The 23,256-nt window shown below is 55.6% G+C and carries 19 protein-coding genes; 9 read left to right on the top strand and 10 right to left on the bottom strand.

What is annotated here, in order from left to right:
- Positions 1-43 precede the first annotated feature (43 nt).
- The 6 genes from fhuB to hrpB form a co-directional block, all read right to left on the bottom strand.
- The gene (gene fhuB / locus ABIC79_RS09730) at positions 44-2,032 is read right to left on the bottom strand and encodes a Fe(3+)-hydroxamate ABC transporter permease FhuB (RefSeq protein WP_126124281.1); all 1,989 of its coding nucleotides are present in this window, start codon (positions 2,030-2,032) and stop codon (positions 44-46) included.
- Positions 2,029-2,931, bottom strand: coding sequence for a Fe(3+)-hydroxamate ABC transporter substrate-binding protein FhuD (gene fhuD, locus ABIC79_RS09725; protein WP_013576936.1), 903 nt, complete (start codon positions 2,929-2,931; stop codon positions 2,029-2,031). Before fhuD ends, fhuB begins: the two co-directional genes overlap by 4 nt.
- Before the next feature lies 1 nt (position 2,932).
- Positions 2,933-3,745 carry a Fe3+-hydroxamate ABC transporter ATP-binding protein FhuC gene (fhuC, locus tag ABIC79_RS09720; protein ID WP_119262085.1) on the bottom strand — a complete coding sequence of 271 codons (813 nt, stop codon included), beginning with the start codon at positions 3,743-3,745 and terminating at the stop codon, positions 2,933-2,935.
- Between the two features lie 95 nt (positions 3,746-3,840).
- Positions 3,841-6,063: a ferrichrome porin FhuA gene (gene fhuA, locus ABIC79_RS09715; RefSeq protein WP_121019719.1), complete on the bottom strand. Its 2,223-nt coding sequence runs from the start codon at positions 6,061-6,063 to the stop codon at positions 3,841-3,843.
- Between the two features lie 296 nt (positions 6,064-6,359).
- A complete protein-coding gene (mrcB, locus tag ABIC79_RS09710; RefSeq protein WP_126125135.1) occupies positions 6,360-8,999 on the bottom strand; it encodes a bifunctional glycosyl transferase/transpeptidase in 2,640 nt (879 codons plus the stop codon).
- 190 nt (positions 9,000-9,189) lie between these two features.
- Complete coding sequence (gene hrpB, locus ABIC79_RS09705) at positions 9,190-11,634, bottom strand: ATP-dependent helicase HrpB (RefSeq protein WP_217244617.1); 2,445 nt, start codon at positions 11,632-11,634, stop codon at positions 9,190-9,192.
- A 96-nt stretch (positions 11,635-11,730) separates the two neighbouring features.
- Between hrpB and thpR the strand changes: the two genes are divergently transcribed.
- The 6 genes from thpR to folK all read left to right on the top strand — a co-directional run bounded on the left by thpR (position 11,731) and on the right by folK (position 16,995).
- Positions 11,731-12,273: an RNA 2',3'-cyclic phosphodiesterase gene (thpR, locus tag ABIC79_RS09700; RefSeq protein WP_112150941.1), complete on the top strand. Its 543-nt coding sequence runs from the start codon at positions 11,731-11,733 to the stop codon at positions 12,271-12,273.
- A 48-nt stretch (positions 12,274-12,321) separates the two neighbouring features.
- The gene (gene sfsA, locus ABIC79_RS09695) at positions 12,322-13,056 is read left to right on the top strand and encodes a DNA/RNA nuclease SfsA (protein WP_013576942.1); all 735 of its coding nucleotides are present in this window, start codon (positions 12,322-12,324) and stop codon (positions 13,054-13,056) included.
- A 230-nt stretch (positions 13,057-13,286) separates the two neighbouring features.
- Positions 13,287-13,742, top strand: coding sequence for an RNA polymerase-binding protein DksA (gene dksA / locus ABIC79_RS09690; RefSeq protein ID WP_013576943.1), 456 nt, complete (start codon positions 13,287-13,289; stop codon positions 13,740-13,742).
- A gap of 62 nt (positions 13,743-13,804) precedes the next feature.
- Positions 13,805-14,680, top strand: coding sequence for a tRNA glutamyl-Q(34) synthetase GluQRS (gene gluQRS / locus ABIC79_RS09685; protein ID WP_112197467.1), 876 nt, complete (start codon positions 13,805-13,807; stop codon positions 14,678-14,680).
- A 513-nt stretch (positions 14,681-15,193) separates the two neighbouring features.
- Positions 15,194-16,519, top strand: a complete 1,326-nt coding sequence (gene pcnB, locus ABIC79_RS09680; protein ID WP_037033568.1) for a polynucleotide adenylyltransferase PcnB — start codon at positions 15,194-15,196, stop codon at positions 16,517-16,519.
- Positions 16,516-16,995, top strand: coding sequence for a 2-amino-4-hydroxy-6-hydroxymethyldihydropteridine diphosphokinase (folK, locus tag ABIC79_RS09675; RefSeq protein ID WP_037033383.1), 480 nt, complete (start codon positions 16,516-16,518; stop codon positions 16,993-16,995). The genes pcnB and folK overlap by 4 nt, the downstream gene beginning before the upstream one ends.
- A 5-nt stretch (positions 16,996-17,000) precedes the next feature.
- On the opposite strand, the gene qseC is transcribed toward folK, so the two are convergent.
- Together qseC and qseB are read right to left on the bottom strand one after the other, a co-directional pair.
- Entirely contained in the window at positions 17,001-18,359 is a 1,359-nt protein-coding gene (gene qseC / locus ABIC79_RS09670) for a quorum sensing histidine kinase QseC (RefSeq protein ID WP_153375660.1), read from the bottom strand.
- A 23-nt stretch (positions 18,360-18,382) separates the two neighbouring features.
- Positions 18,383-19,069 carry a quorum sensing response regulator transcription factor QseB gene (gene qseB / locus ABIC79_RS09665; protein ID WP_121019716.1) on the bottom strand — a complete coding sequence of 229 codons (687 nt, stop codon included), beginning with the start codon at positions 19,067-19,069 and terminating at the stop codon, positions 18,383-18,385.
- 158 nt (positions 19,070-19,227) lie between these two features.
- Between qseB and panB the strand changes: the two genes are divergently transcribed.
- The 3 genes from panB to panD all read left to right on the top strand — a co-directional run bounded on the left by panB (position 19,228) and on the right by panD (position 21,380).
- Positions 19,228-20,022 (top strand): 3-methyl-2-oxobutanoate hydroxymethyltransferase, encoded by a 795-nt coding sequence (gene panB, locus ABIC79_RS09660; protein ID WP_013576949.1) that lies wholly within the window; start codon positions 19,228-19,230, stop codon positions 20,020-20,022.
- Positions 20,023-20,036: 14 nt separating this feature from the next.
- Entirely contained in the window at positions 20,037-20,891 is an 855-nt protein-coding gene (gene panC, locus ABIC79_RS09655; protein ID WP_119262089.1) for a pantoate--beta-alanine ligase, read from the top strand.
- Positions 20,892-20,999: 108 nt separating this feature from the next.
- On the top strand, positions 21,000-21,380 hold the full coding sequence (gene panD / locus ABIC79_RS09650) for an aspartate 1-decarboxylase (protein WP_013576951.1): 381 nt from the start codon (positions 21,000-21,002) through the stop codon (positions 21,378-21,380).
- Between the two features lie 143 nt (positions 21,381-21,523).
- Here the strand turns inward: panD and ABIC79_RS09645 are convergent, their stop codons facing one another.
- On the bottom strand, positions 21,524-22,294 hold the full coding sequence (locus tag ABIC79_RS09645; RefSeq protein WP_013576952.1) for an ABC transporter permease: 771 nt from the start codon (positions 22,292-22,294) through the stop codon (positions 21,524-21,526).
- A complete protein-coding gene (locus ABIC79_RS09640; protein WP_013576953.1) occupies positions 22,294-23,217 on the bottom strand; it encodes an ABC transporter ATP-binding protein in 924 nt (307 codons plus the stop codon). Before ABIC79_RS09640 ends, ABIC79_RS09645 begins: the two co-directional genes overlap by 1 nt.
- Between the last annotated feature and the right edge of the window lie 39 nt (positions 23,218-23,256).

Raw genomic sequence — 23,256 nt, 5'->3', positions numbered from 1 at the left:
AAAATCTGCTCTAACATCCCTATTTTCTATTGGCTGAAATTCTCTATCCCGCCTGCTTTCTCAGCAGATAAATAAAGTACGGCGCACCGATAAAGGTGGCGAGCAGACCAGCCGGGATCTGATCCGGGAAAATGATCATCCGTCCGCACCAGTCCGCAAAGACCATCAGCAACCCGCCGAGAATACTGGCGACCATCCACTGCGGAACCGCCCGGCGAAAGCCCATCATGCGCGCCATATGGGGTGCCATCAGCCCGACAAAACTCAGCGGCCCGACAGTCAGCGTTGCCGCCGCTGTCATCACCGCCGCCAGCAGTAAAATCGCCAGACGGGTGGGCGTCAGCGCCAGTCCGACTGATTTTGCGGTCACGCTCCCCAGCGGTAAAATATTTATCCAGCGGCGGCAGAATGGCACAAGAACCATCAGCACCCCGGCCAGAATCAGCGTTCGCCAGGCGGCTTCAGCGGATACGGAATAGGTTGAACCTGAAAGCCAGGTCAGCAGGCCACCCATTCGCGGATCGCCGCTCGCCAGCAGCAGCGTCATCAGCGTGGTGAAAGCGGTACTGAGCGCGATACCGGTCAGTAACATACGTTCGGCCGAAAAACTTCGCAGCCCCGAGGCCACCATAATCACCAGCAACGTCAGCGCCGCACCCGCACTGCCCGCAGGCAGCAGCCAGACAAAGGCATCGCCCGGGACGATAAACATCATCACCACCACGCCGGTCGCCGCACCGGAACTGATCCCCAGCACTTCCGGGCTGGCCATCGCATTACCGGTCAGTTTTTGGATCAGCACACCGGATGACGCCAGCATAATACCCGCAGCCAGCGCCGCCATCACGCGTGGCAAACGCCACGGCAGCAGCGCCTGTAAATCTGCACCGGTGGACCAGCTCCAGCCAGTGGCGTTGCGTCCGGCCATCAGTGCAACCATCAACCCGAGTAACAGCACGGCGAGCGCCAGTGACATCCAGCGCACCAGATGCTGACGTTCAACCGGTACGTGATCGCCCTGATCCATTGGCGGCGGTGTCATGTTATTGCGCAAACGCGGCAGCAGCCATAACAGCAGCGGCGCGCCCACCAGCGCTGTCGCGGCACCGGTCGGAATCTCCATCCAAAATGTGGTAATGGTTTGCATCACCTGATCGGTAAGCCAAAGCAGCAGCGCACCGATAACCGGCGCAATGATCAGCCGTGCAGCCAGACGACGTGCACCGAGCATTTTCGCCAGAAGCGGTGCAAACAGGCCGATAAAACCGATGATCCCGACCGCATTGACCAGTTGCGCACTCATTAAAATCGCCAGCGTCAGCACAGCAAGACGCGCCGCTGACAGGCCGAGGCCAAGATTTTTGGCGACGCCATCATCCAGCCCCAGGAGCGTCATCGGACGCTGCAACAGAAACGCCAGCAGCCAGACGATAATCACCCGCGGCAGCAGGAAGTTCGCGATATCCCAGTCCTGCTGGTTCAGCGCCCCGCTGCTCCACATGTACAGACTTTGCAGGTTCTGGTAGTTGAAGATGCCAATCAGGCCATTCACCGCTCCGCAATACAAGCCCAGCACCAGACCGGCGAGGATCAGCGTGACCGGTGACATGCGTTTGCCCCAGGCGATGCCGAACACCAGTGCACCAATCACCACCGCGCCAGCCATGGCGGCAAACTGCTGGGTGATCATCCCGCCCGGCAGTGCCCACAACGTGGCGACCGTCAGGCCGAGCTGCGCGCCTGCCGAAACACCCAGCGTCGCGGGCTCTGCCAGCGGATTACGTAATACCTGCTGGAACAGCAAACCAACCAGCCCCAGCCCGGCACCGGCCAGCAAGGCCACAGCGACGCGCGGCAGCAGGCTGTAATGGAAAAGCATCTGCTGGACATTATCGATATCAGGCTGCCACAACGCCCCGCGCCACTGCGCATAAGGCAGTTGCTGATTCAGGTTGTAGAGACTGAGCGCACCGGCGGCCAGCGCCAGCAGAATCAGGAGAGTCAGCGAAACGCTGAATGAACGGCGGTTCATACCGGTTTCCCCAGAGTGCTGGTGAGAATTTTGCAGAAATTCATCGCGCTGAAGGTTGCACCGTAATACCAGACGGCGGGCACGATGCTGAACTGGTTCGCGCGCACAAACGGCATGGATTTCCACAGCGGCGTTTTTGCTACTGCCTCCATCATGTCGGCGTTGTCGTGTTCGAAACACAACACGCGGGCGTTTTTAATACGGGTCAGGCGCTCGACGCCGACCGATACGCTGCCCCAGAAACTGCCTTCCCCGGCCCAGGCGTTGGTCAGCCCGAGCTCACCCATCACTTCATGGAACATGCTGCCCATGCCAAACACCAGAACGTGGCGCGTATCAATAAAGGTGATTAACAGCAGCGGCTGCTGCGCGACCGGCTTCAGTTGTTCGCGGGTTTGCAACAGCGTGTCACGGTACAGCTGCAAATGCGTTTCGGCGCGATCCTGTAAACCGAGACGATCCGCCAGTTTATGCAGGGAACTGATGGCCAGATTGAGCGGTTTTGCCGAACCGTCATTGGCTTTGACACCCAGAACCGGCGCGATGGATTCGAGCTGACTGGTCGTCGGACCATAACCGGCGGTGATCAGCAGCAGCGAAGGTTTTAGCTGCTGGATAAGTTCCATATTGGGTTCGGTACGCTGACCGACATCAATCACGCCCGGTGCCAGCGGTGGTTCAACCACCCAGGTGTTGTAATTACGGATATCGGCAATCGCCAGCGGCATCACGCCGAGTGCGATCAGCAGTTCAGCCGGTAACCATTCGAGAGCAATAATGCGGCTGAGATCGGGACGCGATGCCGACAGCGCAGGCACCGAGGTCAGCAACGGAGAAAGCGCCATCATCTGCAACAGACGACGACGGGTGATTCCGGAAAAATTTGAAATATCAGACATATCAGTATACGAAGCTCACCGGCGCGCCACCCGCAGGATGCGGCAGAATACCCATCGGAATGCCATAAATCTGTTCCAGTACATCGCCGCGCATCATCTCTTCCGGCGCGCCCTGGGCAATCATTTCACCACCGCGCAGCGCCATCAGTTGATCGCAATAGCGGGCAGCCATGTTCAGATCATGCAGCACGGCGATCACGGTTAAGCCCTTCTCACGGCTCAGACGCTGGATCAAGGCCAGCACATCTTTCTGATGGGCGATATCCAGCGCAGAGGTCGGTTCATCGAGCAGCAGGCAACGGCTGTCCTGCGCCACCATCATCGCCAGCCAGGCACGCTGACGTTCGCCGCCGGAGAGGCTGTCCACCAGACGCCGGGCGAACGGTTTGAGGCCGACCAGCGCAATGGCTTCTTCGACCTTTTCTTTATCCTGATGTTTGAAACGACCCAGTGCGCCGTGCCACGGATAGCGGCCAATCGCCACCAGTTCCTGCACGGTCATGCCTTCTGCGGCGGGGAGTTGCTGCGGCAAATAGGCAACCTGACGCGCAAAAGCTTTGCTGTCCCACTGCGCCAGCGGCGTGTCATTGAGGTAAATCGTTCCAGATGTCGCAGACTGATGCCGCCCGAGCATTTTTAATAACGTCGACTTTCCTGACCCGTTGTGACCAATCAGGCCACACACTTTCCCCTGCGCAAAGGTCAGGGATAATGGCGCGAGAAGCGTGCGTCCCGGGACGCTGAAACTCACGTCCTGCAGGCGGAAGACGCTGTCTGGCAGCGGGGAAGACGGATGTACGTTGTTATCAGGCATAAGATTTTCTACGTCGACATCGGGTTGAGAACAGGAAACGGGCACGACCTGCGTGCCCGGATTTTAGTGCTTACATACTGACTATTCGAAGACTCTTAAAAACGGAAGGTTGCGGTGGCAACCACCTGACGCTCCGCGCCCCAGTAACAGGCGTAATCGCGGTAGCAGCTTGCCACATACTCGCGATCCAGCAGGTTATTGACGTTCACGCCAACGGAAGAGCCCGGCAGACCAAAGCGTGCGAGATCGTATTTGATCGTCGCATCAACCAGTGTGTAACCGGCAACATTAAAGGCTTCGTTAGTCTTATCGCCCGTCGTGTAGAAGCTGGAGGTTGAACCGAAGTAACGAACGCCGGAACCCACAGTCAGACCGCTCAGTGCAGTTTCGTGGAAGGTGTAATCCGCCCACAGTGATGCCATGTTCGCAGGCACTTCAGCAGGACGCTTGCCTTCATAAGCAAGGTCGTGCGTGTACTTCGCATCGGTATAGGTGTAAGACGCCGTCATGTTGATGTTGGCGTTGAGTGCGGCTTTCGCTTCCAGTTCCAGACCACGGGAACGAATTTCACCTGACTGAACGCTGAAGGTATTCGTCTGATCGGTAGGATCGTTGGTCAGGTTTTTGGTTTTCGTCAGCTGATATACGGCCGCCGTCAGACTGATCGGACGATCGTTCGGAATGTATTTCACACCCGCTTCGTACTGTTTACCGATTGATGGATCAAACGGCTTCCCATCCTTGTTAGAACCCGCTGTCGGTTCAAAGGATTCGCTGTAGCTGAAGTACGGGGAGATGCCGTTATCAAACAGATAATTCAGACCGCCGCGCCAGGTAAACTGTTGGTCATTAATTTGCGTAGCGCTGTTGCTTGAACGGGTAAACGTCGAGCTTTTTGCGAAATCGTAACGACCGCCGACGGTCAGGATCCACTTGTTCCATTCCGCCTGATCCTGTGCGTACAGACCGGTTTGCTCCTGACGGTTGAGAACTTCATACGGGAAGTACAAGGACACATTACTGTTGCCGTACTGCGGGTTGCTCATGTTCAGATTACTGGCGGAACCATAATCGGCATCAATGTCGTTACGCATACGCATGTAATCCACACCCATCAGCAAGGTGTGATCGACATCTGCGGTGGCAAATTTAGCCTGCGCCTGGGTATCCACATCGAAGTTAGCCAGTTTCTCTTTTGACTGAACGTACGCGCGGCTCATCACGCCATTCCCGACATAACCGGTGCCGTAAACGCCTTTGTATTGGGTATCGAGTTTGGTGTAACGCAGGTTCTGACGCACGGTCCAGGTGTCGTTAAAGCCGTGTTCGAAGCTGTAACCGACCATTTTCTGGTTGCGGGACATCTTGTTGCTTTCTTCGCCTTCGTTGAAGTCGGTCGGCAACTTGTGTGCTTTTCCGTTGGCGTCGTAATACGGCACCACGGTGCCCTGACGCGGTAACCAGCCGTAGAAACCGGCATCCGGATCGTTCTGGAAGTTGCTCAGGAAAGTGAAGCTGGTTTTATCATCAGGACGCCAGGTGAAAGACGGCGCGATACCGTAGCGTTTCTCTTTCGCCATCTCCTGCTGAGTATCCTGGCTGTGCGCCACGCCGGTCAGACGGTAGGAATACACGCCCGCGTCGTCGATGGCGTCGCTGAAATCAAAGCCGGTCTGGTACAGGTTGTCTGTACCCATTTTGAACTGCACTTCTTTCAGCGGTTCAGTGGTCGGGCGTTTACTGACCATGCTGACTACACCGCCCGGATTACTCTTACCGTACAGAACGGAAGACGGCCCGCGCAGCACTTCAACACGCTCGAGCATGTACGGATCCATCGACACTTCAGAATAGTTGTCACCCTGAAGTTTGATGCCATCGAGATACTGGTTGGTGTTCACCGATGTGAAACCGCGGATAGCGATCGCATCATAGGTGGAGGAACTGCCACGGCTGGCGAAAACGCCCGGCGTGTAGCCTAAGGCTTCTTTTACTGAAGCAGGCTGTTTCATGTCCATTTCTTCACGGGTCACCACGGAAATAGATTGTGGCGTTTTCACCAGTGGCGTGTCGGTTTTTGTGCCGGTCGCGCTGTGTTTTGCCGCGATAGTGGCCGCCGGCCCCCACGCAGATTCGGGTGCCGCTTCGGCCATTGCCGAGCTGGTCACGTTTATAGTGTCTTCTTTTGCCGGGGCTTTGGTGGCTGCACTCGCATAAAACGCGGCAGAGCCCAGCGCAGCGGCGAGGGTTAAAGCTAACGTCCGGCGCTTAAATGCACCTTTTTGGACTGAAGTTGAAAGCGAGCATTGAGAAGCCATTGCATAATCTCTGGAAGAGTAATGGGAATGTAAACGATAATTATTATTATGAACGTTGCATATTATGCTCAATGCTTACGCGGCTGCAAGCCTATTTAATGCATGGTTTTTCCGAATGAATAAAAAGTATCCTCATGTTAAACGTGGGTAAAAACGCTTATAAATTAAACGGGAATGAATGTGACTTGCTTGCTGGAAATGTGAAATGGGGTGGGTAAATTTGGATTAAGAATGACAAATAAAAAAGGGCGCAATTTTCATTGCGCCCTTTTTAGGTTTACGGAATCAATTAATTATCAGTTGCCTGAACCAAACATATCCTTGATCCAGCCCGCCACGCCGTTGCTGTCTTTCTTCTCATCCTGAGATTGTGGCTGTTGCTGCTGTCCGGATTGCTGCTGCTGTTGTTGCTGTTGCTGTTGCTGTTGCTGCTGGATCTGTTGTTGCTGTTGCTGAACAGCGCTCACAGAAGCCTGACACATGGCGTCCGGCGAATCAGTCCAGACCGGGATTGAACGCACCGCGCCACTGCCGCCCAGCAAGCCACCGCTGTTGCCACAGACAAAGTTACCGCTGCCATCAATATTCATCGTACTGATGCCTTCCGGCATTTGCAGATCCAGGGGCTGAGGTGTGCCGTTTTCCAGATACCGTCCGTAAAGCACCAGCGCACCGGTAGAACCCCACAGTTTGGACGGGCCGTTGTTGTCGCGGCCTACCCAGGTGATCGCTACCTGATTGCCATCGATACCGGCAAACCAGCTGTCACGCAGTTCGTTCGACGTACCGGTTTTCGCCGCCAGATGCAGTTTCGGGAACTTGTTCGCCAGTGCGCGCGAGGTCCCTTCCTGCACGACCTGCTGCATGGCATACAACGTCAGATACGCTGCCTGAGAAGGGATCACGCGCACAGCCTGCGGGAAGCTCTGATAGAGCACGGTGCCGTCTTCCGCAATCACTGAGCGTACCGCTGACAGTGGCGCTTTGTTGCCGCCACTGGCAATGGTCTGGTATTCCTGCGCAACTTCCATTGGCGTTAACGCAATCGCACCCAGCAACATTGATGGCGTCTGGTTCAGCGACTCTTTAGGGATCCCCAGATCAATCAGCGTTTTGGTGATGTTGTCGAGACCAACGGCCATCCCCAGATTGACTGTCGGGACGTTCATCGAGCGCGCCAGGGCATCCACCAACAGAACCTGACCGCGGAACTGATGGTCATCGTTTTTCGGCGACCATGTCTGACCATTTGCCAGTTTCAACGTCAGCGGCTGATCGGCAAGGATGGTATTGAGCCGGTATTTATCCGGCTGAGACAACGCGGTCAGATAGGTCGCCGGTTTCGCCAGCGAGCCGACCTGACGTCGCGCCTGCATCGCACGGTTGAAGCCCGCGAACTGCGTTTCCGCGCCGCCGACCATCGCCCGCACTTCACCGGTATAACGGTCAACCACCACCATCGCCGTCTCGATATCATTCAAACCGCTTTTCTTGCGCAGTAACGGAATGCCTTCCTCGACCGCTTTTTCCGCCGCATCCTGAGAAATCGGATCCAGCGTGGTGAAGATTTTCACCCCGGACATATCCTGAACTTTATCGCCCAGTTTAGCCTGCAGTTCCTGACGCACCATCTGCATAAACGCAGGCTGCGGCGAAATCACCCCGCCTTTCGGCTGCACGCCCAGCGGACGCGCGCTGAGCATGTCATACAGTTCCTGATCGATAACTTTCTGATCAACCAGCAAACGCAGCACCAGATTACGACGCTGCAAGGCCATTTGCGGATTACGCCACGGGTTATACAGCGAGGCACCTTTCACCATACCCACCAGCAATGCCTGCTGATCCAGACTCAGTTCGTTCACCGGACGGCCAAAGTAATACAGGCTTGCCAGCGGGAAACCGCGGATTTGATCAGAACCGCTCTGGCCGAGATACACTTCGTTCAGATACAGCTCAAGAATGCGGTCTTTGCTGTAATCTGCATCCAGCAGGATCGCCATCACCGCTTCACGCGCTTTACGGCTCAGCGAACGTTCGTTGGTCAGGAACAGGTTTTTCACCAACTGTTGCGTCAGCGTTGACCCCCCCTGCACCGCATGACCGGCGGTGAGGTTAGCCACCACGGCACGACCGATGGAATAGAAGTTGATACCGTCATGCTCATAGAAATGACGGTCTTCCGTGGCCAGCAGCGTATCGACCAGCAAATCAGGGAAGCCGGAACGTGGCACGAACAGACGCTGTTCACCGTTGGCGTTGGACGCCTGCAACATAGTGATCAGACGCGGATCGAGGCGGAACAGACCGAAATCACGCTGGTTATCCAGGTTTTTAATCTCGGAAAGACTGTTGCCGTCAAACATCAGGCGGGCGTTGACCTGCCCTTCTTTTCCTTCCGGAAAATCAAACGGACGGCGCAGCAAATCAATGTAATTCGCGTGAACCGTAAACTCGCCCGGACGGGTGATGCGCGTCACTTCGCGATACTGCGTGCCTTCCAGCAATCCGACCATTTCAGCTTTGCTGATTTGCATGTCCGGCTCAAGATTGACCTGACGGCCATACACCGCCGCAGGTAACTGCCAGACTTTGCCGCCATCGATGCGGTCATGAATTTGCTTGTTGAGATAAACCGCGTAAATCCCCAGCAAAATCAGGAAGACGACAAACAGTTTGACTAATAACCAGAACAGACGGCGCCTGGCGCTTTTCTTCCCGCCTTTGTTCGCTTTACGCGGCGGGGCTTTACGGCTCATGCGTGACTCCCGTTCTTCTTCGTAGTCATCATCATCCTCATACTCGTCATCGATTTCCTCTTCGTATTCTTCGTAGTCGTCATCCCGGCGGCTACGGCGAACGGGACGAGCCCGCGCAGGCTTGCGCCCGGCAGGTTTACCTTTACGGCCAATCGGCTCGCGATCATCGCCAGACATCAGTCAATCTCCCAACGTGCTGCTGTGTTCGTCATAATGATTCTGCTTAGCTGAGTCATTTTCATTTTTGATTTCAAATGGATAGTCTATCTGGCCTGAAGTTCAGGCCGCAAGGCGCTTACTCTGTGCCCCGCTTTATGTTTCGCCCAGAAGAAATGTCTGAAAAATTGTTCTTTCCATGCACATTTCATCATGGCGCTGAAGACTTCTTGGTACGGCGCGTCGGCAATGCCTGCGCCGGATTGTCCGGCCACGGATGTTTCGGATAGCGCCCTTTCATTTCTTTCTGCACTTCGCGATAAGAACCCTGCCAGAATGCCGCCAGATCGGCGGTGATCTGCAACGGCCTCTGTGCCGGTGACAGCAGTTCCAGCACCACAGCAACACGCCCTTCCGCCAGTTGCGGGCTACGCTGCTCGCCGAACATCTCCTGCATTCTCACCGAGAGCGCCGGTGGCTGGTCTGCATGATAACGGATTGGCAGACGACTGCCAGTCGGCACGGTGTAATGAGTCGGCAACGCGCTGTCCAGACGCTGACGCTGTTGCCAGTCAAGCAGCCTTAGCAAGGCATCATGTAAATCAACCTGCTGCAACGATTTCAGCGAACGAACACCCTGTAAAGAAGGCTGTAACCAGCGTTCCAGACCGTCGAGCAAAGCCTGATCGTCAACCGAAGGCCAGTCGGCTTCCGGCAACCATTTTGCGGCGCAAAGAAGCCGCACGCGCAATTGCTCCGCGGCGACCGACCAGTTCAGCGCCTGCAAACCCTGCGTGCGGATCCAGTCGATCAGCGCCTGTTGCAGCTCTCCGTCGTCCGGCTTTGCCAGCGGATTGGCTTTCAGCACCAGACGCCCGATCTGCCAGCGGCGCCAGGCGCGCAGCGTGCCTTTTTCTTCATCCCATTCTACCGCCGTTTGTTCTTTGACGACATCCGGCAGGCGCGACGGAAGTTGCGAAATATCCAGCGTGATCGCCAGCAAAATACGGGCATCCGGGCTGTTGTTGCCCTGTAATAACTGCGGCGCGACAAGCCACGGTGCGCGGGTTAATCCGTCATCCTGCGGCAAGGACGCCCCCAGTCCGTTCGCCAGCAGATAACGGCCATCTTCGCCGCGACGCTGGGCAATACGATCGCTGAACGCCCGCGCCAGTAACCACGGCGCGAGCGAAGCATCAGGCTCACCGCTTTTCGCGCCGGTACGCTGCGCCAGTTGTTTTGCCCGCCGCTGCCAGTTTCCCTGCGGACGGCTGAACCAGTAATCCATATCCGGTAATCCGCCGCGTGGCGGTTCTTCAAGCATTGCCGCCAGCAGCGCCGACGTTGCCAGCGCATCGGGACTTTGTGCTGTGGCAGAAATCAGCATCGCCGCCAGCCGCGGCTCACAGCCAAGCCGGGCCATGCGTTGTCCGGCAGTGGTGAGTTTACCCTGCGCATCGGTTGCGCCAAGCTGCTGTAAAAGATTTTTTGCGGCAGACAGCGAAGCGGGGGGCGGCATATCCAGCCACTGAAGTTGCGCCGGATCCTGACAGCCCCACTGCAACAACTCGAGCCAGAAACTGCTCAGGTCACTTTGCAGAATTTCGGCTTCCGCCTGAGCACTGGCGCGTTCCGCCTGCTCTTTGCTGAAAAGATGCCAGCACAAGCCCGGCTCCAGACGACCTGCACGGCCCGCACGTTGGGTCATCGACGCCTGGCTGATACGTTGTGTTACCAGCCGCGTCAGGCCGCTGCGCGGGTCAAACTGCGCGCTGCGCTCCAGACCACTGTCGACCACCAGACGGATACCTTCGATGGTCAGACTGGTTTCAGCAATATTCGTCGCCAGCACCACTTTGCGGCGTCCGGCCGGTGAGGGCTGAATGGCTTTTTGCTGTTGTTCCAGCGACAGCGCACCGTACAACGGGCAGAGATCGACGTCGTCCGTCAGTCTGCCGGTCAGCAAATTCTGTACACGGGTGATTTCCGCCACACCGGGTAAAAACAGCAGCATCGAGCCGTGATTTTCACTCATCAGACGGCTGACTACCCGCGCCACGCCTTCATCCAGCCGTTCGTGTGTCGCGAGAGAAAGATACTGCCTGTCGACCGGAAAACTGCGGCCTGCGGATTCAATCACTGGCGCATCCGGCAGTAAAGAAGACAGGCGCAGGTTGTCGAGCGTGGCCGACATAATCAGAATTTTTAAATCATCGCGCAGCGCATTCTGCACATCGAGCAACAATGCCAGCGCCAGATCGGCCTGCAAACTGCGCTCATGGAATTCATCGAGGATCACCATCGACACGCCGGTCAGTTCGGGATCAGCCTGTACCATGCGGGTCAGAATGCCTTCGGTCACCACTTCAAGACGGGTCGCCGCGCTGGTTTTGCTTTCTGCACGCATGCGATACCCCACTGTCTGCCCCGGCGTTTCATTCAGTTGCTGCGCCAGACGGAAAGCGACATTTTTCGCCGCCAGACGGCGCGGCTCAAGCAGCAGGATCTTACCCGACAGGTTGGCCTGTTTCAGCAACTGCAACGGCAGCCAGGTTGATTTACCGGCACCGGTTGGCGCAAGCAACAGCACCTGCTGAGCCTGTTGCAGTGCAGCTAAAAGCGGTTCGAGTACGGCGCTGACCGGCAAAGAAGACAATGAATGCTCCATGAGAGTTAACTTTAAACGGCGGGCATTGTAGCATTTAGCCCCACATCCGGCATGTTGCCGTGATTTGTCTTCACAGGAATCTCTATGTCTGCCGAACGCCGCCTGTTTTTCGCCTTATCGCTGCCCGCAAAAATGCAAAAGCAGGTGATTAAGTGGCGCGCGGACCACTTCCCGGCGGACACTGGCCGCCCCGTCACAGCCGCTAATCTGCATATTACGCTGGCGTTTCTCGGTGAAGTCAGCGCCCTCAAAGAGGCCGCGCTGACCCGCGTCGCCGGGCGCATTCAGGGACAGAAATTCAGCGTAGTACTGGATGATATTGGCCACTGGCCGGGCTCCGGCGTGGTATGGATTGGCACAAAACGCGCGCCCAATGCCTTGTTGCAACTGGCGTCCGTATTGCGATCTCACGCTGCGCGCAACGGTTGTCATCAGAGTACACTGCCGTTTCATCCGCATGTGTCGCTGTACCGCAATGCGACCCGTCCGGTCGCGGTTCCTCCGGCCACACCTGGCTGGCAACTGGACGCCACAGAATTCAGTTTGTACGAATCCCTGTTTGAGCGGGGGCGCACCCGTTATCACTGCCTGCAAACCTGGCCGCTGGGCGATACGCAGGCAACCTGATCTCTTTTAGCCCTCTTTTTAACAAGAACATTTCACACGGAAACTTTCATGCACTTCGAGCCTGCGCTTCAATCGGCTACGCTGATCAAACGTTACAAACGGTTTCTCGCTGACGTGATTACGCCGGACGGCACGGAACTGACCTTGCACTGCGCCAACACCGGCGCGATGACCGGTTGCGCGACTCCCGGCGACACCGTCTGGTATTCCACCTCGGACAATCTCAAACGTAAATATCCACACAGCTGGGAACTGACCGAAACCCAACAAAAACACTGGATTTGCGTCAATACGCTGCGGGCCAATCAACTGGTCCGTGAGGCAATCAATGAACAGCAAATACCGGAATTATCCGGTTACAGTAAATTAACAACAGAAGTAAAATACGGCGCCGAAAACAGCCGTATAGACTTGATGTTACAGGCAGAAAATCAACCGGACTGCTATATTGAAGTGAAGTCTGTCACGTTGCTGCAGGAGGGGTTGGGATTCTTCCCCGACGCAGTCACACTGCGCGGTCAGAAGCATTTACGCGAGTTACAGTCGATGGCAGAGCAGGGGCAGCGGGCGGTACTTTTCTTCGCTGTTTTACATTCAGGTATTGAAAGCGTATCCGCTGCACACCATATTGATCCGCGTTATACCGATTTACTGAAGTATGTCCAAAACAAGGGTGTCGAAGTGATGTGCTACAGTGCTGAGCTTTCTGCTGAGGGTATGCGCCTCACAAAAAGGTTACCGCTGCTGGCAATATCAGCCAGTGAACATAAAGAGTTCGGATAACCCTGTAATAACCTGTCGGCGGCATAAAAAACAGGTCGCGAATACGCTTTTCCTCACAGGCTTGTCAAGCACCTGCGATGAATAATTGCCAACCTCGTTGCCTTCTGTTATTTATAGCGGCCTGATTTTTTCCCCCGTTGGGGATCGAAATGTTCGAAGCCTGTACGTTGCGGCTATGCCGGAACGGGAAAAGTGGATGAACATAGTGCGTGTTATGTAGGAGAAGCATCATGCAAGAAGGCCAAACCCGTAAGACGTCGTCCTTGAGCATTCTCGCTATCGCTGGGGTGCAGCCGTATCAAGAGAAGCCGGGCGAAGAGTATATGAACGACGCTCAGCTGGCTCACTTCAAAAAGATTCTTGAAGCATGGCGCAATCAGCTCAGGGATGAAGTCGATCGTACCGTTTCACACATGCAGGATGAAGCCGCAAACTTCCCTGATCCGGTAGACCGTGCCGCTCAGGAAGAAGAATTCAGCCTCGAACTGCGTAACCGTGACCGTGAACGTAAGCTGATCAAAAAGATTGAAAAAACACTGAAAAAAGTGGAAGACGAGGATTTCGGCTATTGCGATTCCTGTGGTGTTGAGATTGGCATCCGCCGTCTTGAAGCCCGTCCTACCGCTGATTTGTGTATCGACTGTAAGACTCTGGCAGAAATCCGCGAAAAGCAGATGGCTGGCTAAGTCCCCGGGTTCCACGCGGTGCGTCATGCACCGCGTTCCCTTTTAACGCTGTCCCCATTCGTATGCCGCAAGAACAACACTACACAGGCCGTTTCGCTCCCTCACCTTCCGGTGACCTTCATTTTGGTTCCCTGATCGCCGCTCTCGGCAGTTATCTGCATGCCCGCTCACAAAACGGTATCTGGTTAGTGCGCATTGACGATATCGATCCGCCGCGTGAAATCCCCGGTTCTGCTGACCGTATCCTGAGAACGCTGGAGCGTTACGGGCTGGAATGGGATGGCGATGTACTCTGGCAGTCAAAACGTCACGGCGCTTACCGCGACGTGCTGGACTGGCTGTATCAGCAGCAAAAAAGTTATTACTGCACCTGTACCCGCCAGCGTATTGCGCAAATCGGTGGCACCTATGACGGCCACTGCCGCAGCCTGCAACTCAGCCCGAAAAATGCGGCCATACGTCTGCATCAGACGTTGCCGGTGTACGGTTTTGACGATGATTTTCAGGGGCATTTACAGGCCAGTCCTAAACTGGCCGAAGAAGATTTTATTATCCGTCGCCGCGACGGGCTGTTTGCCTATAATCTGGCAGTAGTGATCGATGACCATTTTCAGGGCGTGAATCACATTGTGCGCGGCGCGGATCTGATTGAACCGACCGTGCGCCAGATTTCGCTGTACCGGCATCTGAGTTATCCGCAGCCGGGATATCTGCATTTGCCACTGGCGGTGAATGAAGAAGGCAACAAGCTTTCCAAGCAGAATCACGCGCCGGCACTGCCCGCAGGCGATCCGCGACCGGTTATCATTAAGGCGCTGAAATTTTTAGGGCAAACGTTGCCGGAAAACTGGCAGGATTATACTTTGCCTTTATTATTACGCTGGGCGACAACGCACTGGACACCATCAGCGATACCGCGTCAGAGCGCTAATGCATAGCAGATGTGACTTCGGCATTCTCAAAGCGCCTGTCGTGAGCTATGATTAGCCGCTGTTTTTGCGTCACGTCAATTTTTTCAGTCACTATCGAGGTGTACCATTTTTACCCGAGTAGCCAATTTTTGCCGTAAGGTGCTAGTTCGTGAAGATAAAGTCGTTCGTGAAGAAAAGGCTGTTCATGACGAAGCCGCGCTTCATGGAGAACCTAATCGCGAGGAGAATTCCCGTCGTGATCCGTCTCCTGTGGCCGAAGGCAATGTGAAGGCAAACAATCCTGAACGTCGTGAAAATCGCGGCCGTCGGGAAGACAACGCGAACAGAGGCGAACGCCGCAATAACAACAGCCGCCGCTCTTCTTCATCTTATCCGCCGCGTGGTGAACGCAGCGATAACCGTGGTGATCGTAATAACGAGCCGCGCGCCGACCGCAACGTACAGCGCGCTCCGCGCCCTTCTGTCGAACATGTACAGAAACCGCGCCCCTCATTCGATTACGCCGGTGAAACCCGTGCGATGACCATTATTCCCCGCGATGAGCACAATATTTCTCGTCGTGATATCAGCGAAAACGCCCTGAAAGTCTTGTACCGCCTGAACAAGTCTGGCTTTGAAGCCTTCCTGGTCGGCGGCGGTGTGCGTGATTTGCTGCTGGATAAAAAACCCAAAGATTTCGACATCACCACCAACGCAACGCCGGATCAGGTACGCAAGCTGTTCCGTAACTGCCGTCTGGTTGGTCGTCGTTTTCGTCTGGCTCACGTGATGTTTGGGCCGGAAATCATCGAAGTGGCGACGTTCCGCGGTCACCATGAACAGCACGAAGAAACCGAAGATAAAAACGTATCCCAGCAGGCTGTGAACGGCATGCTGCTGCGCGACAACATTTTCGGCACCATTGAAGACGACGCCCAGCGCCGTGACTTCACCATTAACAGCCTGTATTACGGCGTCGCGGACTTCACCGTACGTGATTACACCGGCGGTCTGCGCGACCTGGAAAACGGCATCATCCGTCTGATTGGTGATCCTGAAACCCGTTATCGTGAAGATCCGGTGCGTATGCTTCGCGCAGTTCGTTTCGCTGCCAAACTGGACATGAAAATCAGCCCGGAAACGGCCGAACCGATCCCACGTCTGGCGACGCTGTTACAGGAAATCCCGCCAGCGCGTCTGTTCGAAGAATCCCTGAAGCTGTTGCAGGCCGGTTACGGTTACGAGACGTATAAAAAGCTTTGTGAATACCAGCTGTTCCAGCCGTTGTTCCCGCTGATTGCCCGCCAGTTTACTGAGCAAGGCGACAGCCCGATGGAACACATTCTGATTCAGGTGCTGAAAAATACCGACCACCGTCTGCATAACGATCAGCGCGTCAATCCGGCGTTCCTGTTCGCCGCTATGCTGTGGTATCCGGTGATCGAGCATGCACAGAAGCTGGCGCAGGAAGGCGGTCTGACCTATTACGACGCCTTCGCGCTGGCAATGAACGATGTGCTCGACGAGCAATGCCGTACGCTGGCCATTCCAAAACGTATTACCACGCTGGTACGTGATATCTGGGCGCTGCAACTGCGCCTGTCACGTCGTCAGGGCAAACGTGCGCACAAGCTGATGGAGCATCCTAAGTTCCGCGCGGCGTATGATTTACTGGTACTGCGCGCTGAAGTCGAACAGCACCGCGAATTGCAGAGTCTGGCGCAGTGGTGGGGCGAGTTCCAGGAAGCGACACCGGCATCGCAGAAAAGCATGCTCGGTACGTTGGGTGACGACGCTGTACCTGCACGCCGTGCACGTACCCGCCGTCCGCGTAAACGGGCGCCGCGCAAGGATGGCGGTCAATGATCCGCGTTTACCTGGCTCTGGGCAGTAATCTTGCCCGTCCGCTTGACCAGGTAAACTGTGCGCTGGAGGCGCTGGCACATTTGCCGCGCACCCGCTTTGTGGCCGCATCCCCGTTTTACCGCAGTAAACCGCTGGGGCCACAGGATCAACCTGATTATCTGAATGCTGTGGTGGCGCTCGATACGCTGCTGCCGCCGGAAGAGTTGCTCGATTGCACACAAGGGATCGAGCAAAATCAGGGACGCGTCCGCAAAGCCGAACGCTGGGGGCCGCGGACGTTAGATCTTGATATGCTGATTTATGGCGATCAGGTGATCAACACCGAGCGTTTAACGGTGCCGCATTACGACATGAAAAACCGCGAATTCATGCTGTATCCGCTGGCCGATCTGGCACCAGAACTGGTGTTCCCTGACGGCGAAACCTTGCAAACTCTGCTCGCCCGCGTGCCGCTTAACGGTCTGACCCAATGGTAAGTCGCTCAGCGACTTATCCGCACTTCCAGCCCACCTTCTGCTCTATTTTGATAAACCACGTTCAGATGATGTAACTGCGCGATCCTTTGTACGATCGAAATCCCCAATCCGCTGCCAGTTTGTTCCTGTCCTGGTGGCCGGTAAAAACGCTCACCGAGCCTTGCCAGATGTTCATTGCTGATGCCCGGCCCCTGATCTTCAACCGTCATTCCCCACGGTTTCAGTCGCACCGTCACGCAGGTTCCGGCTGGCGAATAACGGATCGCGTTATCCAGCAGATTGCGCACCATCAGCGAAAGCAGCAGCGACTGACCACGCATTTCAGGCGGAACGCCCTGCTGTTCAAAACGTAATTCGATACCTTTGCCGTGCGCGCGGTAATCCTGTTCCGCCAGACTTTGAGTGACCAGCGAAGGCCAGTCGATACGTTCCAGCTCTTCAGGCGTGGAAAAACTTTCCAGCCGAGAAAGTGTCAGCAGTTGATCCACCAGCCGCGTAGCGCGATCGATACTGATCGTCAGATTTTCCAGCGCATGGTCGCGCATTTCAGCGTCATCGCCGGAAAGCTGTACGACTTCGGTTTGCACACGTAAAGCCGCCAGCGGACTGCGCAGCTCGTGAGCGGCATCAGACGTAAACCGCCGTTCACGCACCAGCATCTCACTCGTGCGGTCAAACAGAGAATTGAGCGCATTTGCCAGCGGCAACACCTCACCGGGTAACTGATGAGTCTCGATGGGCGCGGCATCTTCCGGCGAGCGCTGACGCAAACCTTCCGCCACGCGGCGCAGCGGCCGCAGTTCAAGCGTCACCATCACAATCAGCGCCAGTAACAAAATGGGCAACGAAGCCAGCCACGGCGTCAGCTGGCCACTCACCAGGCTCCAGGCCATATCATTGCGGTAATCCTGTTCCTGCCCGACCGCGACGCGATATTGTCCGTCCGGCGAAGTCAGCCAGACCATACGCCAGACATCGCTGTCCCCTCTCAGCTCGACATCGTTAAACCCCTGCGTGTCACCGTCAAAACGGATGCGTTTGCCGTTCTCGCCATCATTGAGCAGCATCTGCCCGTGACGATTGAAGATGGCAAACGTCAGCGCGTCGTCATCGGTATGGCCGCGTGAGCCCTTGCGGACCATTTTTTTAGTGTCCGGCAGCTCAGTGTCTTTTTGCAGATTGAGCCGGTCGCCTAAGCCGGTGGCAGCCAGACGTTTGGCGAACAGCATCTGCTGGGTATCGAAAACTTCGTTGATATGTTTGCGGGTCTGATGCCACGCCACACCGCTGGCAATCAGCCAGGTCAGCAGCGCCAGCAGGGAAAAAAGCAGGATAAGGCGCAGGCGCAGACTCAGATTGTTCAGCTTTTGCAGTTTCTTCAGCCGCCTCACGCTTCCCCTCCTTCACCCGGTTTTATCTCATCCCCCAGCGTGTACCCCACGCCATGCACGGTGCGAATAAAGCCTTTGCCAAGTTTGCTGCGCAGATGGTGAATATGGACTTCCACCGCGTTACTGCTGACCTCGTCTTCCCAGCTGTAGAGCTTTTCCTGAATAAGCGTACGCGCCAGCACACGACCTTTGTTGCGAAGAAACAACTCCAGCACAGTCACTTCACGCGGGGTCAGCGTCACGGCTTCTCCGCTGAGCGTCACACTGCGGGCTGCGGGATCAAATTCCACTGCGCCATGGGTGACCTTCGGCGTTATCACGCCGTGGCGACGGCGGATCAGCGCCTGCAACCGTGCTGCGACTTCCACCAGCGCAAACGGCTTACACAGATAATCATCGGCACCGGCCTGCAACCCGCCGACGCGCTGCTCCAGCGCATCGCGCGCGGTGAGGATAAGCACTGGCGTATCCCGGCCAGCCTTTCGCCATTCACGCAAAAGCTGCATACCATCCATACCCGGCAGGCTTAAATCGAGGATCACGGCATCGTACGGCGCACTGTCAAGCGCGGCCTTGCCGGTCAGCCCGTCGGTAAACCAGTCGAGCGTAAAACCCAGTTTCGCCAGCCCGGCTTTGATGCCGTCGCCAATCATCTTGTCGTCTTCAATCAATAGAATTCGCATGGTTCCCTCCGTTTTTGCCATTATAGCCGAGGCTTCTTAATCACTTCTTAAGACACAGATCATCCTGCCCGTTATCAAACAAGCTGTCTGACTTTCGGCTCATACAGTAGAATACTGGCATCGTATTCATCCGATGAATTATTCAAAGGAACGTGTTCATGAAACCAACCACGCTGAGCCAGCTTCGCCAATGGAAGCAGGAAAAACATAAATTTGCGACCATTACCGCGTATGACGCCAGTTTTGCGCAGCTGTTTGCGGAACAAGGGATCAGCGTCATGCTGATTGGCGATTCTCTGGGCATGGTCGTTCAGGGTCAGGATTCCACCCTGCCAGTGACGGTAGAAGAAATTGCTTACCATACGCGTTGTGTGCGTCGCGGCGCACCTCACGCGTTATTGCTCGCTGACCTGCCGTTCATGAGTTACGCCACGCCGGAGCAGGCGTTTGAAAGCGCCGCCGTGCTGATGCGCGCGGGCGGCAATATGGTCAAACTCGAAGGCGGAAGCTGGCTGTGTGATACGGTCAGAATGCTGACCGAACGCGCAGTGCCGGTGTGTGGCCATCTGGGGCTGACGCCACAGTCGGTGAATATTTTCGGCGGCTACAAAGTTCAGGGTCGCGATGAAGTCGCCGCCAATCAGCTGATCAAAGATGCGATGATGCTCGAAGAAGCGGGTGCGCAACTGCTGGTGCTGGAATGTGTGCCGGTCGATCTGGCACGCCGCGTCACCGAAGAACTCAGTATTCCGGTTATCGGCATCGGCGCAGGCAATGTGACCGACGGCCAGATTCTGGTGATGCACGACGCATTCGGCATTACCGGCGGCCATACGCCAAAATTCGCCAAAGACTTCCTCAGCGAAGCGGGCGATATTCGTGGCGCGGTGCGTTTGTATGTTGATCAGGTCGCGCAAGGCGTGTATCCGGGTGAAGAACATTCCTTTAAATAATCGGGAGAAGGCTGGTGTTGATAATTGACAGCGTGGCGCTGCTGCGTCGCGAAATCCGGGATTTTCGTAAGAATAACAAACGTATCGCGCTGGTGCCGACCATGGGCAATCTGCACGAAGGCCATATGACGCTGGTGGAAGAAGCCAAAGCCCGCGGCGATGTGGTCGTGGTGAGTATTTTCGTCAACCCGATGCAGTTCGAGCGCCCGGATGACCTCGAGCGTTATCCGCGCACCTTGCAGGAAGACTGTGAGAAGCTGAACAAACGCGGCGTGGATCTGGTATTTGCGCCGTCACCGGCAGAAGTCTATCCGAAAGGTCTGGCGATCCAAACACAGGTTGATGTGCCAGTGATTTCCACCATTCTGGAAGGTGCGAGCCGTCCGGGACATTTCCGTGGCGTCTCCACCATCGTCAGCAAACTGTTCAATCTGGTGCAGCCGCAGGTGGCCTGTTTCGGGCAAAAAGACTTCCAGCAACTGGCGCTGCTGCGCACCATGGTGGAAGACATGGGCTACGATATTGAGATAGTGGGCGTGCCAATTGTGCGCGCTAAAGACGGTCTGGCACTGAGTTCACGCAACGGCTATCTGACTGCCGAGGAACGTAAACTCGCACCCCAGCTTAACAAAATCATGAATGCGCTGGCTGAACGGCTGAGCCAGGGCGAGCGCCATGTCGATGAAATGTTGCAGGAAACCGCGCAGCAACTTCGCGAAGCGGGTTTCACGCCGGACGAACTGTTTATCCGTGATGCGAAAACCTTGCAGGAGTTGTCCGTCGACAGTACATCTGCGGTGATCCTGATGGCGGCCTGGCTGGGTAAAGCCAGACTGATTGATAATCAGGAGGTTGATCTGACGCAGTAGACAGCGCAGGTCAAATCGGCAACTATGTTGGCCGCCGGAAAACATCAGTATTTGGCTATGTCAGACCGGCGGGTTCCCAGACTATTTACGCACGAAGGGTCACACGCAATGGTACGTACAATGCTGCAAGGCAAACTGCACCGGGTTCACGTAACTCAGGCAGATTTGCATTACGAAGGCTCCTGCGCCATCGATCAGGACTTTCTCGATGCCTCAGGCATTCTGGAATACGAAGCAATTGATATTTATAACGTTGATAACGGTCAGCGTTTCTCGACATACGCCATCGCGGCAGAACGCGGTTCGCGTATTATTTCGGTCAACGGCGCGGCAGCGCGTTGTGCCTGTGTCGGCGATCTGCTGATCATCTGTTCTTACGTGCAGATGTCAGATGAACAAGCCCGCCAGCACAAACCGAAAGTGGCCTATTTCGAAGGTGAAAACCAACTGAAACGCACCGCCAAAGCCGTGCCTGTTCAGGTGGCTTGATAAAACGCCTTCCCCTGCGAAGGGGGAGGATGGGAGGGGGTTTTAAATACAAAGCAATGAGTTAAAGCACACTTTGAATTTAGTTTTTGACCTTGATACCCCACCCCAGCCCTCCCCTTCGCAGGGGAGGGAGCACAGAAAAATCAACTTCTCAGACCACGCCCGCGCTCGATCAAGTACCACGCCAGCCAATAAAACACCGCGATAAATGCCACCAGCACGCTCATGGTAAACACCAGCGGCACGTCAGAAATCCCCAGGAAACCGTAACGGAAACCGCTGATCATGTAGACGATCGGGTTCAGCTTAGAGATCGCCTGCCAGATTGGCGGCAACAGGGAAAGCGAGTAGAACACGCCACCCAGATAAGTCAGCGGGGTCAGCACAAAGGTCGGGATCAGGCTGATATCGTCAAACGTTGTTGCAAACACGGCGTTCAGCAGACCGCCCAGAGAAAACAGGATCGCGGTCAGTAACAGTGTCAGCGCAATGATCCACCAGGAATGGATCACCAGCGGCACGAAGAACAACGAGATCGCCGTGACCAGGATCCCCACGCAGATCCCGCGCGCCACGCCGCCGCCGACATAACCGGCAATAACGACATGCGTCGGCACCGGAGCCACCAGCAGTTCTTCAATATTGCGCTGGAATTTGGCGCTGAAGAACGACGAGGCCACGTTGGCGTAGGAGTTAGTGATCACCGCCATCATGATAAGCCCCGGCACGATAAACTGCATGTAGGTGAAACCGTGCATGTTGCCAATCTGTGCGCCGATCAGATTACCAAAGATGATGAAATATAAGGTCATGGTGATGACCGGCGGAACCAGCGTTTGGATCCAGATGCGACCAAACCGGTTGATCTCTTTCAGCCAGATACTTTTGAGTGCCACCCAATACAATTGCGACATTATTTCTTTTCCTCGCTGCCGTTCACCAGCGTGACAAACAGCTCTTCCAGACGGTTCGCCTTGTTACGCATACTCAATACCTGCACGCCCTGCTTGCTCAGCTGGCTGAACAGGGAGTTCAGTCCCTGCTCGCGCATGACTTCCACTTCCAGCGTTGACGTATCCGTCAGCTTACTGCGATAACCTTCCAGCACCGGCAGCGGGCTTTTCGCCCCTAAATCCAGAATGAAAGTTTCAGATTTAAGCTTAGAGAGCAGTTCCTTCATGCTGGTGTTTTCCACCAACTGGCCGCCCTGAATAATACCGATGTTACGGCACAGCATTTCCGCTTCTTCCAGATAGTGCGTGGTCAGAATGATGGTCGTGCCCTGTGCGTTCAGCTCTTTCAGGAAGCCCCACATTGAGCGACGTAATTCGATATCCACACCCGCCGTTGGCTCATCGAGGATCAGCAATTTTGGCTCGTGCATCAGCGCACGGGCGATCATCAGACGACGCTTCATCCCGCCGGACAGCATGCGCGAACGCTCGTTGCGTTTGCCCCAGAGATCCAACTGCGTCAGATATTTTTCAGCACGTTGCAATGCCAGCGGACGTGGCACGCCGTAATAACCGGCCTGATTAACCACCACCTGCATGACGGTTTCAAACGGGTTGAAGTTAAATTCCTGCGGCACCAGCCCGAGCTGACGTTTAGCGTTGACGATATCTTTATCGATGTCATAGCCAAACACCTGCACTTTGCCGGCGGTTTTGTTGACCAGTGAACTGATGATGCCAATGGTGGTGGATTTACCCGCACCGTTTGGCCCAAGCAGGGCATAAAAATCGCCAGCTTCGACGCGCAGATCGATTCCACGCAAAGCCTGTACACCACCGGCGTAAGTTTTGGTTAACTTTTCCAGTTCCAATGCATAATTCATAAAGGGAGCGTACCTTCTTGTGAAAACCCTGTTGTAAGA

It is taken from the genome of Rahnella sp. 2050, assembly GCF_040544515.1.
Taxonomy (GTDB): Bacteria; Pseudomonadota; Gammaproteobacteria; order Enterobacterales; family Enterobacteriaceae; genus Rahnella; species Rahnella aceris.
The sequence above is the reverse complement of the archived record's forward strand: the minus strand, read 5'-3'. Positions and strand labels throughout refer to the sequence as shown.